Below are 14,480 nucleotides of genomic sequence, written 5' to 3'. Positions count from 1 at the left end.
CCGGCCTCTGCGGGGTGGCGCAGACTATAGAATGTCTGCTGTCATTTTATGTGCGGTTGCCTGAATATGGAATGTCAAAATGGAGAGGACTGTAATAGCGATAATCTGTCTGATTTTAAGCCATTGGCTGTCATTCAGTTCTTCAAAACGGTGACGGAGACGCTCTGTCTCCTGTTCGGCGATCTCCTGCAGATTTGATTCTTTCATGGAAGGAGTATCTTGGTGATGGATGGCATCAAGCACATATGCGCAGCTTTCATAATAAGCAATCGGGCTGATGACATCATCAGATCTGTCTGAGATTGTGTTAAAGGCCACTTTTAAAATAGCCCGTATGTGTTCAAAGTCATAAATGGATTTTAAATCACGTACAATTAAAAGAATAACTGCCTGTTCAATTGAGTATTTTTTGCCTAGCTCAGGGTGTCCGATCAGATCTTTGATATCACGCTTTACCCAGTTTTGAATCGCGGTTGACTTTAACGAAGTCAGCTCGCATAAGTTGCCAAGCTCTACGATTTCATTTGTAGACAGTCCGTATTCTTTTTTCTGTTTTTTTCGTTCATATCTTGTAAGAAATTCAGGAATTTCTAGATGATTGGCTGCTTTTTCTGCTGACATGTTCGCTGATTGGACGAGAATGTCGAGCGGGCTATGTTCTCCTTGTCCTTTTAGGGAATAGAGCAGCCGCACCATATCGGTTCGAGAGAGTTTAAAAATGTTCATTGTTCACCTCTTTAAACAATTTGACGCGGATATAGGTCTATGTATAAGTTCAAAATTCAAGCGTCAGCAAATTACATTAACATCATACGTCGAATTCCTTGCATTTTCAAATGGATGTTTTATAATTTAAATATACAGGTTCTTTTGAACTTAAAATAACGGAGGTTGTTATGGCGAAAAGAATTTTTCTGTTTATTCTAACGAATATTTTGGTGCTTACAACAATCGGGATCGTTTTGTCTGTTTTAAGCTCTGTTACAGGAGTCGGGACGTACTTTACAGCTGATGGCGGTATCGATCCAATGGCGCTTCTTGTGTTCAGTTTAGTCGTTGGGTTTGTCGGTTCCTTTACGTCTCTTGCGATGTCCAGATGGATGGCAAAGACGATGATGGGCGTCAGAGTGCTGAATCCGAAAAAACACTCGCTCAGCTATGAGGAACAGCAATTGGTTGATCGTGTTCACAGATTAAGCCGCTCTGCCGGTTTAACGAAAATGCCGGAAGTCGGGATTTACCGTTCACCTGAAGTAAACGCGTTTGCGACTGGACCGTCAAAACGCCGTTCACTTGTCGCAGTATCGTCAGGGCTGCTGGAGCAGATGGATGACGCAGCGGTTGAAGGTGTGCTTGCCCACGAGGTCGCGCATATCACAAATGGTGATATGGTAACAATGACGCTTTTACAAGGTATCGTTAATACCTTTGTCGTCTTTTTATCGCGTATCGCCGCTTGGATAGCAAGCCGTTTTGTCAAAGAAGATCTAGCGCCGATCGTTCATTTTATTGCAATGATTATTTTTCAGATTGTCTTTTCGATACTTGGCAGCCTGGTTGTGTTTGCGTATTCACGCCATCGTGAATTCCATGCTGACAGGGGAGGAGCGGATCTTGCCGGCAAGGACAAGATGATTCATGCGCTGCGGACGCTTAAAAGCTATTCTTCCCGGATTATGGAAGACGATCAGACAGCTGTCCAAACGTTAAAGATTAATGGCAAGAAGCGCTCTTCGCTTTTCTCTACTCACCCTGATTTAGATGAGCGAATCAGGCGGCTGGAAGCTAAATAATACAAACACATTGTTCCTCTGAGAGAATTCTCAGAGGTTTTTTATTTTATCCATTGACTAAAATCAAAAAAAAATAAGCAAGTTAAGAAAATGTTTCGTAAAAGCCTTTAAAAATGGACCTAATATCTTTAGAATAATTACCGTACTTAAAAAGAGAGGCAGAAGGATTTTACATGAGATTAAAGTTTGGAAAATTGATACAGGCCTTGTCACCGGCCCAGCTGATCGCATTATATTATTTTCTTGCAGTTACTGTGGCCGTTATATTGCTGAGTTTGCCGGCGGCCCATAAACCGGGGGCGGATTGGACGTTTATTGATGCGCTTTTTACAGCTGTCAGTTCAGTCAGCGTAACGGGGCTGACGGTAGTTGATACAGCTGATACATTCAGCACAATAGGGATTTTTATATTAGCATTTGTTCTGCAATTTGGCGGAATCGGAATTATGACGCTCGGAACGTTCATTTGGCTGATCATGGGAAAACGAATCGGGCTGAAAGAACGGAAGCTGATTATGGTTGATCAAAACCAATCCCAGTTTTCAGGAATTGTCAATCTGATGAAGCAGGTACTGTTTCTGATCTTGTGGATTGAATTTTTTGGCGGGCTGATTCTCGGCACATATTTCTTAACCTACTATGACTCCTATCAGGAAGCTTATTTACACGGATTTTTTGCCAGTATCAGTGCAACGACAAACGGCGGATTTGATATTACCGGTAATTCGATGATTCCATTTCGCCACGATTACTTTGTGCAGTTTATTACAATGCTTTTAATTATATTTGGAGCGATTGGATTTCCCGTGCTTGTTGAAGTAAAGGATTTCCTGTTTTCAAAGCATCGGCGTTATCCATTTACGCTTTTTACAAAGATCACGACGATTACGTTCGGCTCACTTGTCTTGTTTGGAGCCATTGGCATCTTTGCCCTGGAAGCAAACCATGCGTTCGCGGGAAAATCATGGCATGATATTTTGTTTTTGTCCCTGTTTCAATCAACGGCAACCCGAAGCGGGGGACTGGCAACAATCGATATCAGCCAATTATCAGATTCCACACTCTTTTTTATTTGTGCGCTGATGTTTATCGGAGCGTCGCCAAGCTCAGTCGGGGGAGGCATACGGACAACGACTTTTGCTTTGAACCTTCTTGCGCTGTTTCATTTTGCCCGCGGCAATAAGGCCGTAAAGGTATTCAAACGGGAGCTTCACCCTGCTGACTTGATGAAGTCGCTTGTTGTCACGATGATGGCGATCCTGCTCGTTTTTGGCGCGACACTCATTCTGACCATTACAGAAAAACATTCCCTGCTGGAGCTTTTGTTTGAAGTGTGCTCGGCATTCGGTACAACCGGCCTGTCGCTTGGAATTACGGCAGATTTGAGCAGTGTTGGAAAATGCGTCATTATGATTGTCATGTTTATCGGGCGAATCGGCATCCTGACCTTCCTGTATCTGATCGGAAGAAAGGAAATTGAAGCGAACTATCACTATCCGAAAGAAAGAGTGATTATCGGATAGGCAAAACACCGCATATTTTGCGGTGTTCAGGCTGTCGAGAAAATCTCGACAGCCTTTATTTTTCTTTAAAATATCCATTCTTCTGTAATAAAATAAAAGAAAGACTTAAAAGGACGGTGTCTTTCTCATGTTCCACACAAGAAACTCTTCTCAAAACACAGCCGAATTTGTTCTGCTTGACCAACTCGTTGAAGAGGATCACCTGCTTCGGAAAATTGATAAACACATAGACTTCTCTTTCATCATTGAAAAGGTGAAACCTTACTACAGTGAAAACAAAGGCCGCCCCTCACTTGATCCGCTTATTTTATTTAAAATGATGTTTATCGGATACCTCTATGGTATCCGTTCAGAAAGACAGCTTGAAAAAGAAATTTACTACAATATGGCGTACAGATGGTTTCTCGGATTGAACATAAACGACCCGGTTCCACACCACTCCACCATCAGCTGGAACAGACGCACACGCTTTAAAGATACAACCATCTTCCAAGACATTTTTGATGAGATCGTTCTTCAGGCCATCAATCATGACATGGTGGGCGGACGAGTCCTATTCACCGACTCCACACACCTTAAAGCCAATGCCAACAAGCATAAATACACAAGAAAAACAATTGCGCAGGATACCCAAAACTATATCAAGGATTTAAATGAAGCCATTCAAGAGGATCGGGAGGAACACGGAAAAAAACCATTAACAGCCAAAGAGGAGGTGAAAGCTGAAAAAGAGATCCGCCACAGTACAACCGATCCGGAAAGTGGCTATCTGTATCGTGAAAACAAACCAGAAGGTTTTTTCTATTTAGATCACCGCACAACAGATATGAAATACAACATTATCACCGATGCCTACGTCACACCTGGAAATGTCCATGATTCTGTGCCTTATCTTGACCGATTAGACCACCAAATCGCACGATTTGGTTTTCAAGTAGAAGCCGTCGCCCTTGATTCCGGATATTTAACGACTCCGATCTGTAAAGGATTATCTGACCGCCAAATCTTTGGTGTCATCGCACATAGACGTTATCACCCTATCCGAGGCTTGTTTCCAAAATGGAAATTTCATTATGACAGTGAACAAGACAGATACATTTGTCCAAATCACCAAACACTTACATACTCAACAACTGACCGAAAAGGCTACCGGTCATATAAATCAAATCCTGAAATATGTTCCTCATGCCCACTGCTTGAAAACTGTACAAAATCAAAGAATCGGCAGAAAGTGATTACTCGACATGTATGGGAAGATCATAAAGAAAAGGTCAGACAAAATCGCTTGTCTGTTTCAGGAAAAAACCTCTACAAAAAAAGAAAAGAAAAAATAGAGCGAAGCTTTGCAGATTCAAAACAGCTGCATGGGCTTCGCTATTGCAGGTTGAGGGGAAAACGAAATGTGAGTGAACAAGTTCTCCTCACAGCCGCATGCCAGAACATGAAGAAGATTGCCACATACCTAGCCAAGCAGGGCTAGGCATGTGGGAGCGCTTTTTCTGCATCTGAAACCTGATGAATATCTAAAGAAACTGTATAAAACAAAAAAGCTTGTAGAAAAAACGTCGTTTTCTCTACAAGCTGAACACCGCATATTTTGCGGTGTTTTTTGATTGCCAAAAAAAAGATGTGTGCCTCCTGTTCAGTTGGAGAACCTAACTTCGACAGGTGCAATTTACGCTCCTGCATCTTAAAATGTCTGAAAACTGGCGAGGAGGATTCGTATGAAGCGTAAAGCTGAAGTGAATGAAGCCATTAAAAATAACAATACACCTACCGAGAGCATGGACCCCAATTCATATAAGACACAATATCATGACGACCCCAATTTTAGAGGGGCAAACCGCAATTCCAAACAGGGCCAGCAGGGAGGCATGTAATTGTGAAGAAAAACCGTCATAGCAGAGACATGCAAAATCATAAAAAGCCTATGAATAAAAAGGTGCTGGAGGAAGAGTTCTCAAGTGAACTTGGGGATTACAATGCCGGGAAGATCATCGAAACGCTGGAAGTCACCAAGCCTGAAAAGAAAAAAGAAAAAAACAAAAAACAAAAATAAAAAACAAAAATAAAAAAGACCTCTTAGGCGGCGTCCGCTTAAGAGGTGCTTTTTCTATTTTAAATAAGCATTTTTGCCCGTTCCTCTGACAAATTGCAATAAGCTGGTCATCCTCAGCTCAATGAAGGGCTGAGCGACTGTCTTAACAAAGTTGCTGGAGAGGACTGATGTCAGGGCTGCTGTTAAAAGCAAGAGGATCACTAAGCTTTGATAGTCAGTAAGCCAATCCTCAAGCCCGACCTGTCGTAATGTCTTAATAATAAACCCGTGAAGCAGATACACGTAAAATGTCCGGGTTCCCCATTTGGTAAAGAAATACCGTTTTTGCGGAACAAGCGCTAAAAAGCTGAAGGTTGCCCCAAAGGCGAGTACATACCAGCCGATTCGGGATAGTCCGCTTACCAGGGTAACGTCTCCAAATGAAGAATACGGTTTTGAACCAAACAGAAAAGAATAGTCAAAATCGATGCCCCAGCAGATGACGAATACTGCGGCAAGCACTCCGAGCGCAATTTGTTTGCCGCGTTTCGATCTCAATAAATCAAAATGATGTTTATTTAAATAAAAACCGACAAGGAACATCGGTAAGAATACGAATGTCCGTGACAAGCTCAGCGTGCTGCTGACAAAGTCCAGATAACCGATCAGCACGGCGATTCCGCAGCTGACAAACAGCGCCCACTGCTTTGAAACTTTTGAAAAAGGATATAGGAGCAGGTTCCAAAAGAATAAGCTTACAAGAAACCATAACGACCATTGCGGATCAATCGGGTTCACATTTGCCATGCTTTCATCTTGCATAATGTAATAAAAGACGGAATAAATGATTTGGAAAATCAAATACGGAATAATCAGCTTGACCGCCAGCTTTTTTACATATCCCGCCCGTTTAAAGCCTTTCGCGAAATAACCGGATACAAGAATAAATGCAGGCATATGGAATGTGTAAATGAACTTGTAGAGGTAGAGCATAAAATGATTATCATTAATAAAGGAACGAAGGATATGACCGAATACAACAAGGAATATCAATAAAAATTTTGCGTTATCGAAATAACTGTCCCGCGATTTACTCATAGCATCACCTTCTCTTTCATCAGTCACTAAGAGATTATTCCCTGCTGGTACATATTTTAAAATAAAAGATGAAAAAGGAATCTAAAAAAATGCTGATTGTTAGGTCGATGTAAAGTGACGGTAAGGATCGTAGAAAATGTCTTCGTAATGTAATGGCGCTGAAATTTTCTGAAATTTATAGGGCAAATGAAGGAAGTTCCCGCATTTTGTAGAAATATTGAGGGATAGGTTTTGAAGAAGGAGTGTACATGCATGGAAACTCTTGGTGTCCAGACAAACTCGGAGCTGCGAGAGGAACTGAATCGCCTCAAAGAAGAAAACGCGCGACTGAAAAAGGAATTGAATCAGCATCAAGTGATTGTCAACAATACGCTCGATGCTATTTTTATTTGTGATAACGAAATGCGGATTGTTCAGGCAAATGAAGCAACAGAAAGGATGCTTCAAGTTGACTCGGAAGATTTGAAAAAGCGTTCTGTTTTGGATTTTTTGTTTTCAATCCCAAAGGATGAACTGAATCTTTCCGTAAAGAAGTTTTTTAAAAAAGGCTTTCTGTGGAAGGAGGTTCCGATCAGGCTTGATTGCGGGGCAACAAAATACATAGAGTTTCTGGCCAAAAGAGGCATTGGTGAGGATTTCTTTTTTGTTGTCATGAGGGACATATCTTCTAAGAAGATTCTGGAGCGGGAATTCTCTATGAATGAACAGCTTTTTAAGGACTTGTTTGACAGAGCAGTTGACGGAATCGTCCTGTTTGATAAAGATGGCGGTTTTATTGATGCCAATTTGTCCTTTTGTAAAAGCTTTGAAATCAATCATAATGAGCTGTCTCATTTATCTTTGTATGAGTTCATAGACAGCGGCTCACGAAAAGATTTCGACAATATCTGGAAGGCGCTCAACCGCAAGGGAAAAGCGAAGGGGGAGCTGCCTGTCAAGCTTCGTTCAGGAGTTCAAAAACTATTTGAATTCACGATTACATCAAACATCATCAGCGGTTTTTATATGTCCATTATGAGGGATATCACAGAGAAGCGGTCTATGGAGCTGCAGCTCTTTAAAAGTGAGGAGCGCTTCAGAGAAATCTTTGAAAATGCAATGGACGCCATCATCATCTGGTCGAATGACGGAAGAATCGTAAAAGCGAATCAATCAGCCTGTAAAATTTTTGAGCTGCCGATGAATTTGCTGTTGAAAAGAAAGCTGTGTGATTTTCTCGTTGACTCGCAGCAGAAATACAGCATAACGAAGAGGAAATACGCAAAATACGGAGAGATCAGAGAAGAGCTGCTGTTTCAAATGGGGAACGGGCAATTCAAAGAGCTTGAATTTACTTCAAAACGGACAATCCTTGAAAATCAGCATTTGACGATCTTAAGAAATGTAAGCGACAGAAAGCGGATGGAAAAGGAGCTTCGGGAAAGCGAGCTGAAATTCAGAAAAGTGTTCAACGGCTCAATGGACGGCAATGTGTTGTTCGACAATCAATACAGGATCATTGACGCCAACCCGTTAGCAAGCCATATTTTGGGCCTGTCACATGAAGAGATCAAACAGCACAGCCTGTTAGATATTATTTCTGCTTATGAAATAGAAAATCTGGCATCACCGGCAAGGCAGATTAATTTTGATGAAATGGACAACGAAATTCCATTTTTGCTGAGCAGCGGTGATAACAGAAAACTCGAATTCTCATTTAAACGGAATATTATTCAAAATATGAACTTGGCTATCTTTAAAGACGTAACAGAGCGAAAAGAATTGGAGGAACGCCTGCGCAAATCAGATACCCTTCATGTTGTCGGCGAACTCGCAGCCGGCATTGCTCATGAAATCAGAAATCCGATGACTGCTCTTAAAGGCTTCATTCAGCTTCTGAAAGGGAGTGTCGAGGGAGACTACGCCCTTTACTTCAACGTGATCACCTCAGAACTAAAGCGCATCGAATCCATCATCACCGAATTCTTGATTTTAGCCAAGCCCCAGGCCATTATGTATGAGGAAAAACATGTTACCCAAATTATGAGGGACACGATAGACCTTCTAAATGCGCAAGCCAATCTCAGCAATGTACAAATGCAACTTGATTTAATTGACGACATTCCCCCGATTTACTGTGAACCGAATCAGCTGAAACAGGTTTTTATCAATATATTAAAAAACGCCATCGAAGTGATGCCTGACGGCGGAAATATTTTTGTAACGATAAAGGCATTGGATCAAGATCATGTTCTTATCTCCTTAAAAGACGAGGGAATCGGAATGACAGAAGATAAATTAAAGCGCCTTGGTGAACCGTTTTATACGACAAAGGAACGGGGAACTGGACTTGGGCTTATGGTAAGCTATAAAATTATTGAAGAACATCAAGGCGAAATTATGGTAGAAAGTGAAGAAGGGAAGGGCACCGTTTTCCATATTACGCTTCCTGTCAGACAGAATGCTGAAGAAAGAAGGAATGATGAATGAACTACTATACGACAGCCGAGACGCCGCTCGGTGAACTTATCATTGCCGAAGAGGAGGACCGGATCACTCGTCTATTTCTCAGTCAGGAAGATTGGGTGGATTGGAAAGAAACGGTTCAGAATACTGAGCACAAGGAAACACCTAATCTTGCAGAAGCGAAACAACAGCTTCAAGAATATTTCGCAGGCGAAAGGAAGACATTCTCCCTGCCGCTCAGCCAAAAGGGCACTCCTTTTCAGCAAAAAGTGTGGCAGGCGCTGGAGAGGATTCCATATGGCGAATCCCGAAGCTATGCGGATATTGCCGCTGCGGTCGGCAGTCCGAAAGCGGTGCGCGCTGTCGGGCAGGCTAATAAACGTAACGACCTGCCGATTTTTGTCCCGTGCCACAGAGTGATCGGCAAAAACAGTGCGTTAACAGGATACGCCGGAAGCAAAACGGAGATCAAAGCATTTTTGCTAAACATCGAGCGAATCTCCTATAAAGAAAAATAAAACATATGGCACGTTCCCTTTTTTTACGGCCGACATATCATTTTATTAAGTTAAAAAAGTTGGTCTGATGAAAAAGGAGGACAAAGCAATTGAAGCCGAGCCGCTCTGAGAAACTTGCCGTTTTTGCCGAACTGTTTGTGAAACTGCATATCTTATCAAGCGCTCAAAAAGATGAAATCATCAATGTTAACAAAAAGAAACAAAAAAACCGCTGACTCGGCTCCAAATGAGCAAAGTCCGGCGGTTTTTTAATGCACCTTTTCTCCTCTAAACAGCTGTTCAATCTCTTCTTCATAGTTTCCGGTCATAATCCCTTTTTCTGTGATGATTCCTGAAATGAGATCATGAGGTGTAATGTCGAAAGCGGGATTAAAGACAGGCACATTGGATGGAGCGGTCCGAACTCCGGAAATCTGCCTGACTTCCTCGGGATCCCGTTCCTCTATCGGGATATCAGCGCCGCATTTGACCTTTGTATCAAATGTAGATAAAGGTGCGGCGACAAAAAACGGAATATCAAAGGCGTTTGCTAAAACAGCAAGACCGTATGTGCCGATTTTATTTGCCGTATCACCGTTCTTTGCAATTCGGTCGGCTCCGACGATAACAGCGGAAATTTGTTTTTCCTTCATCGTATGGGCGGCCATGCTGTCTGTGATCAGAGTGACATCAATGCCCCCCTGCATCAGCTCCCAAGCAGTAAGGCGTGAACCTTGCAGGACAGGCCTTGTTTCACAGGCATAAATGTGCAATCCCAAATCTTTTTGTTTGGCCAAGTAAAACGGAGCTAGCGCCGTTCCATAGCGGCTTGTCGCGATTGAGCCGGCATTGCAGATTGTCATGATCCTGTCGCCTTTTTTGAAAAGCTGCAGGGCGTTTTGGCCGATCAACCGGCACGTTTCCTCATCCTCGACCTGAATCTGAATGGCTTCATGGACAAGGTTTGTTTTTGCTTCATTTACGGAAATCGCGTTTTCGACCGAATGACTCAGTCTCTCAAGCGCCCATGACAAATTAATGGCGGTAGGCCGTGAGCTGTTTAAATATTGTTTGATGTCTTCCAGTCTGCGGCGGAATTCCGTGACATTATCTGTTTCAATGTTTTTGGCAGCAAGCGCCAGCCCGAAGGCAGCCGTAATGCCGATCGCCGGAGCGCCCCTTACTTTGAGCGTGACAATCGCATCAAATACATCCTCTTTCGTCGTCAGCTCCAAATATTCCGTCTCATCAGGAAGCTTTTGCTGATTTAAAATGGTAATAGCTGTTTCTTTCCATTCAACAGAACGTGGAACAGCAAATGAATGGGTCATGAATGGATCATTCCTTTACAAGTAACTTAAATAATTCAATAACATCTGTTATCGTTTTGAATTCCGAACGTTTTTCGATAAAGGCTGTGCCGGTTTCGAGCGCCAGACGTTTTCTGCCAATTCGTTTATCAAACGGCAAGATCGTATCCAGGTCAGCTACGTGGGCAAGGCCGATCGTGCGTCGTATCAGCTCACAGCCCGCAAATCCGATTGCTTCTTCAAAAATATGGCTGAGCGTATCAGTGAGGTAACCGTCGATGTTGGCGTAAACATCCAGACTGTCCTTCTGCCAGGCTTCACTAAACGTCTCTTCAAACGTTTCCCAGACCTGGTTGACATGTTCATATAACGGCTCTCTGTCAGCCTCGTCACGGCTGAGTGCGTTCAAAAATAAGTTGGCGATAAATTGCCCTACATCAAAGCCGATCGGTCCGTAAAAAGCAAACTCAGGATCAATCACCTTTGTTTCGTGCTCACTTGCGAAAATGCTTCCTGTATGCAAATCACCATGAATCAACGTTTCCGCAGACGTTAAAAATGACTTTTTCAGCTTAGCGGCTTCGATTTTAACGCTGTCATTATTCCAGAGCTTTTCGACAAAAGGACGAAGCTCTTCTTCAAAATCATTTGTGTCATGGTCGAAGAAAGGATCTGTAAAAACAAGTCTTTCCGTAATGTCGCAAAGCTCTGGATTTGTAAACTGTTTAACAAGCTGTTTTTTCACCTTAGGTTCAAGCGCGTAATCTGATGAGTAGAAAAGTGTTTTTCCTAAAAATTCACCGATGTGCTGCGACAGATGAGGATAGTTTTCACCCTTAATGAGTCCTTTTCTTGCGATCTTGAGGTGAGAGAGATCCTCCATGACGGTAACGGCCATTTCCGTATCAGAATAAAACACTCTTGGAACCAGGTGAGGCACATGCTCGCCCTGACGGATGAGAGCGCTGCTTTCGATTCTTGCACGGTCGATTGTCAGCGGCCAGCTTTCTCCCACCACTTTTGCATACGGAACCGCCTGTTTAATGATCAATGCTCTGTCATGTTCTTGATCATAAATATGAAAAACGTAATTTAAGTTGCCGTCTCCGATCTCCTGGCATGTCAGCGTGCTTTTGCTTGGAAAAAGGCCAAGCTTCACCGCCAACGCCACAGCGGAGCTTTCATTTAACGTTTCGTATAAAGGTGTTTTTGTGACTCCCATCATCATAACCTCCAATTATGTAATCACTTAATATGTGGCCGTAAAAAAGCCTCCTTCTCAGAGAGAAGGAGGCTTAACATCTATGTCCGCCTCTCTTATCTCTCAGATCAGATCTGAATGGAATTAGCACCGTGCCTTAAGAGACCAGCGTCTCGGCGCGAAAAAGATGCGCCCCATTTCACAATGGAATTACGGTCGGTTGCTGTTGGGGTCAAAAGGCCAAATCCCTCGCCCAACTCTCGATAAGAGAATATATTCACTTGTTTGACAATTCTAATTTATCAGTTGATGAACATGGTAACAGGTAATTTAGTTAGTTGTCAATATATTTTTTAATATAAATCTTTTCTGATATCATTGAAAACAGGAATGCTCTCCCGAACTTCTGCGCTTTCTTGAAGGTCGATTTCCGCTCGGACTATGCCTTCTTCCCGGCCGCCTTCAGCAAGTACACGTCCCCATGGATCAATAATCAGGCTATGTCCTGCAAATTCATTATCCGGATTTGAACCGGTACAATTGCAGGCTGCGACAAAGCATTGGTTTTCAATGGCCCGCGCAATAAGCAGGCTTTTCCAATGATCAAGGCGGGGAAGAGGCCATTCCGCAGAAATAAACAGCACGTTGGCGCCTTTTGTCGTATGTTTTCTGATCCATTCCGGAAAACGGATATCGTAACAGATCAATCCTGAGCTTTTGACGCCGTCAAGCTCAAAGTATCCGTCTTCGGAACCGGCTGATAAATACAGATGCTCATCCATCAGCTGAAAAAGATGGGCTTTTCTGTACTCTTTAATGATTTGCCCTTCCTTATCCGCGATGTACATTGTATTATAAACATCAGAATTCTTCCTGACAGCGACCGATCCGGCGACAATATGAACACCATGTTTTTTTGCCGTTTTCTTCAGCCAGCTCTGAGCGGAGCGGCCGTCTTTATCAGCGAGTTCATCAAGATTGGCCAGATCATATCCGGTCGTCCATAATTCAGGCAGAACAAGAACATCAGCATGTTTGCTTTCTTTTTCGATGAAAAATTCAGCTTTTTTTATATTTTCCGAAGTTTTGCCGTATGAAATATCAAATTGAAGACAAGATATCGTCCATTTCATCTTTTTAACACCCCAAATTTTTCTTTACTTTTTTCATTTAACCATATATGATGATGGACTATCATTTCAAGATTTTTTTAGAAGGTGAGAATAGATGAAATTTGAACAGTCTCATGTATTGAAGGAATTGCCTAAACAATTCTTCGCTTCTCTGGTGCAGAAAGTGAACCGAAAGCTCGCAGAAGGACATGACGTTATCAATCTAGGACAGGGAAATCCAGATCAGCCGACTCCTGAACATATTGTTGAGGAGATGAAACGAGCTGTTGCTGATCCTGAGAATCATAAATATTCTTCTTTTCGCGGCTCATACCGTCTGAAGTCAGCGGCTGCTGCATTTTACAAAAGAGAATACGGCATTGATCTGGATCCGGAAACCGAAGTCGCTGTATTATTCGGCGGAAAAGCGGGTCTAGTCGAGCTCCCGCAATGCTTGTTGAATCCCGGTGATACGATTTTAGTTCCCGATCCGGGTTATCCTGATTACTGGTCGGGTGTCACACTTGCAAAAGCAAAGATGGAAATGATGCCGCTCGTAAAGGACAGGGCGTTTCTCCCTGATTACAGCAGCATAACCGCTGAAGTAAGGGAACAGGCGAAATTGATGTATTTGAATTATCCGAATAATCCGACTGGAGCTGTTGCTACTTCCGAGTTCTTTGAAGATACCGTGCGTTTTGCGGCTGAAAACGGAATCTGCGTCGTTCACGATTTTGCTTACGGCGCTGTAGGATTTGACGGCTGCAAGCCTTTAAGCTTTTTGCAGACTGAAGGTGCGAAGGATATCGGAATTGAAATTTACACGCTGTCAAAAACGTATAATATGGCAGGATGGCGGGTTGGCTTTGCCGTCGGAAACGCTTCGGTCATTGAAGCGATCAATCTTTATCAAGACCATATGTTTGTCAGTCTTTTCAGAGCGACTCAGGAGGCTGCAGCAGAGGCACTGTTAGCCGATCAGACGTGTGTGGCAGAGCAAAATGCCAGGTATGAGAGCAGGAGAAACGCTTGGATCACGGCATGCCGGGAAATCGGCTGGGATGTAACAGCTCCCGCAGGTTCTTTTTTTGCATGGCTGCCTGTGCCTGAAGGCTATACTTCTGAGCAGTTCTCAGATCTTTTGCTGGAAAAAGCGAATGTGGCAGTTGCGGCTGGAAACGGCTTCGGTGAATATGGCGAGGGCTACGTCAGAGTCGGACTTTTAACAAGTGAAGAAAGACTTAAGGAAGCCGCTTATCGAATTGGCAAACTGAACCTGTTTACCCAAAAAAGCATTGACAAGACCTTATAACGATGGGATAATTCAAAATAATTTATAAAATCTATATTTTCTTATCAAGAGCAGGCAGAGGGACGAGCCCGATGAAGCCCGGCAACCGACTTATAAAGCACGGTGCTAATTCTTGCAGCTAGCGGCTGAGAGATAAGATTCGGACGAGAAA

General features: G+C 42.9%; 14 protein-coding genes and 2 riboswitches. Of the genes, 9 read left to right on the top strand and 5 right to left on the bottom strand.

What is annotated here, in order from left to right:
- Window positions 1-24 precede the first annotated feature (24 nt).
- Entirely contained in the window at window positions 25-726 is a 702-nt protein-coding gene (gene htpK, locus PUN35_RS07315; RefSeq protein ID WP_003245220.1) for a transcriptional regulator HtpK, read from the bottom strand.
- A gap of 170 nt (window positions 727-896) precedes the next feature.
- On the opposite strand from htpK, the gene htpX reads away from it, so the two are divergent.
- The 5 genes from htpX (at window position 897) to PUN35_RS07290 (ending at window position 5,375) form a co-directional block, all read left to right on the top strand.
- The gene (htpX, locus tag PUN35_RS07310; RefSeq protein WP_003232513.1) at window positions 897-1,793 is read left to right on the top strand and encodes a protease HtpX; all 897 of its coding nucleotides are present in this window, start codon (window positions 897-899) and stop codon (window positions 1,791-1,793) included.
- 173 nt (window positions 1,794-1,966) lie between these two features.
- On the top strand, window positions 1,967-3,316 hold the full coding sequence (gene ktrD, locus PUN35_RS07305) for a Ktr system potassium transporter KtrD (RefSeq protein WP_003244672.1): 1,350 nt from the start codon (window positions 1,967-1,969) through the stop codon (window positions 3,314-3,316).
- A gap of 127 nt (window positions 3,317-3,443) precedes the next feature.
- The gene (locus tag PUN35_RS07300) at window positions 3,444-4,796 is read left to right on the top strand and encodes an IS1182 family transposase (protein WP_014478984.1); all 1,353 of its coding nucleotides are present in this window, start codon (window positions 3,444-3,446) and stop codon (window positions 4,794-4,796) included.
- 244 nt (window positions 4,797-5,040) lie between these two features.
- Window positions 5,041-5,196 (top strand): hypothetical protein, encoded by a 156-nt coding sequence (locus tag PUN35_RS07295; RefSeq protein WP_003232510.1) that lies wholly within the window; start codon window positions 5,041-5,043, stop codon window positions 5,194-5,196.
- A 2-nt stretch (window positions 5,197-5,198) separates the two neighbouring features.
- The gene (locus PUN35_RS07290) at window positions 5,199-5,375 is read left to right on the top strand and encodes a hypothetical protein (protein WP_014479620.1); all 177 of its coding nucleotides are present in this window, start codon (window positions 5,199-5,201) and stop codon (window positions 5,373-5,375) included.
- 54 nt (window positions 5,376-5,429) lie between these two features.
- Here the strand turns inward: PUN35_RS07290 and PUN35_RS07285 are convergent, their stop codons facing one another.
- A complete protein-coding gene (locus tag PUN35_RS07285) occupies window positions 5,430-6,452 on the bottom strand; it encodes an acyltransferase family protein (RefSeq protein WP_014479621.1) in 1,023 nt (340 codons plus the stop codon).
- A 252-nt stretch (window positions 6,453-6,704) separates the two neighbouring features.
- Here PUN35_RS07285 and kinE point away from each other — a divergent pair, with 252 nt between their 5' ends.
- The 3 genes from kinE to PUN35_RS07270 all read left to right on the top strand — a co-directional run bounded on the left by kinE (window position 6,705) and on the right by PUN35_RS07270 (window position 9,630).
- Window positions 6,705-8,921: a sporulation two-component system sensor histidine kinase KinE gene (kinE, locus tag PUN35_RS07280; protein WP_003232504.1), complete on the top strand. Its 2,217-nt coding sequence runs from the start codon at window positions 6,705-6,707 to the stop codon at window positions 8,919-8,921.
- Entirely contained in the window at window positions 8,918-9,415 is a 498-nt protein-coding gene (gene ogt / locus PUN35_RS07275; protein ID WP_003232502.1) for a methylated-DNA--protein-cysteine methyltransferase, read from the top strand. The genes kinE and ogt overlap by 4 nt, the downstream gene beginning before the upstream one ends.
- An 89-nt stretch (window positions 9,416-9,504) precedes the next feature.
- Window positions 9,505-9,630, top strand: a complete 126-nt coding sequence (locus tag PUN35_RS07270; RefSeq protein WP_003232500.1) for a hypothetical protein — start codon at window positions 9,505-9,507, stop codon at window positions 9,628-9,630.
- A 33-nt stretch (window positions 9,631-9,663) separates the two neighbouring features.
- Here the strand turns inward: PUN35_RS07270 and mtnA are convergent, their stop codons facing one another.
- From mtnA to PUN35_RS07255, 3 genes are all read right to left on the bottom strand, one after another.
- On the bottom strand, window positions 9,664-10,725 hold the full coding sequence (gene mtnA, locus PUN35_RS07265; RefSeq protein WP_014479622.1) for an S-methyl-5-thioribose-1-phosphate isomerase: 1,062 nt from the start codon (window positions 10,723-10,725) through the stop codon (window positions 9,664-9,666).
- A 7-nt stretch (window positions 10,726-10,732) separates the two neighbouring features.
- Window positions 10,733-11,926, bottom strand: a complete 1,194-nt coding sequence (mtnK, locus tag PUN35_RS07260) for an S-methyl-5-thioribose kinase (RefSeq protein ID WP_033880982.1) — start codon at window positions 11,924-11,926, stop codon at window positions 10,733-10,735.
- A gap of 92 nt (window positions 11,927-12,018) precedes the next feature.
- Window positions 12,019-12,175, bottom strand: a riboswitch (SAM riboswitch).
- Between the two features lie 83 nt (window positions 12,176-12,258).
- The gene (locus tag PUN35_RS07255) at window positions 12,259-13,038 is read right to left on the bottom strand and encodes a carbon-nitrogen family hydrolase (protein ID WP_014479624.1); all 780 of its coding nucleotides are present in this window, start codon (window positions 13,036-13,038) and stop codon (window positions 12,259-12,261) included.
- Between the two features lie 94 nt (window positions 13,039-13,132).
- Here PUN35_RS07255 and mtnE point away from each other — a divergent pair, with 94 nt between their 5' ends.
- Window positions 13,133-14,329 carry a methionine-glutamine aminotransferase gene (gene mtnE, locus PUN35_RS07250; protein WP_014479625.1) on the top strand — a complete coding sequence of 399 codons (1,197 nt, stop codon included), beginning with the start codon at window positions 13,133-13,135 and terminating at the stop codon, window positions 14,327-14,329.
- A gap of 38 nt (window positions 14,330-14,367) precedes the next feature.
- Window positions 14,368-14,468: riboswitch (SAM riboswitch) on the top strand.
- The last annotated feature ends 12 nt before the right edge of the window (window positions 14,469-14,480 follow it).

The organism is Bacillus sp. N3378-2at (genome assembly GCF_033412715.1).
Lineage (GTDB): Bacteria > Bacillota > Bacilli > Bacillales > Bacillaceae > Bacillus > Bacillus subtilis.
The sequence above is the reverse complement of the archived record's forward strand: the minus strand, read 5'-3'. Positions and strand labels throughout refer to the sequence as shown.

Excerpts from the sequence above, each read along its gene's own strand:
- htpK (WP_003245220.1), bottom strand. The coding sequence starts at position 726 with ATGAACATTTTTAAACTCTCTCGAACCGATATGGTGCGGCTGCTCTAT.
- htpX (WP_003232513.1), top strand. The coding sequence starts at position 897 with ATGGCGAAAAGAATTTTTCTGTTTATTCTAACGAATATTTTGGTGCTT.
- ktrD (WP_003244672.1), top strand. The coding sequence starts at position 1,967 with ATGAGATTAAAGTTTGGAAAATTGATACAGGCCTTGTCACCGGCCCAG.
- PUN35_RS07300 (WP_014478984.1), top strand. The coding sequence starts at position 3,444 with ATGTTCCACACAAGAAACTCTTCTCAAAACACAGCCGAATTTGTTCTG.
- PUN35_RS07295 (WP_003232510.1), top strand. The coding sequence starts at position 5,041 with ATGAAGCGTAAAGCTGAAGTGAATGAAGCCATTAAAAATAACAATACA.
- PUN35_RS07285 (WP_014479621.1), bottom strand. The coding sequence starts at position 6,452 with ATGAGTAAATCGCGGGACAGTTATTTCGATAACGCAAAATTTTTATTG.
- kinE (WP_003232504.1), top strand. The coding sequence starts at position 6,705 with ATGGAAACTCTTGGTGTCCAGACAAACTCGGAGCTGCGAGAGGAACTG.
- ogt (WP_003232502.1), top strand. The coding sequence starts at position 8,918 with ATGAACTACTATACGACAGCCGAGACGCCGCTCGGTGAACTTATCATT.
- mtnA (WP_014479622.1), bottom strand. The coding sequence starts at position 10,725 with ATGACCCATTCATTTGCTGTTCCACGTTCTGTTGAATGGAAAGAAACA.
- mtnK (WP_033880982.1), bottom strand. The coding sequence starts at position 11,926 with ATGGGAGTCACAAAAACACCTTTATACGAAACGTTAAATGAAAGCTCC.
- PUN35_RS07255 (WP_014479624.1), bottom strand. The coding sequence starts at position 13,038 with ATGAAATGGACGATATCTTGTCTTCAATTTGATATTTCATACGGCAAA.
- mtnE (WP_014479625.1), top strand. The coding sequence starts at position 13,133 with ATGAAATTTGAACAGTCTCATGTATTGAAGGAATTGCCTAAACAATTC.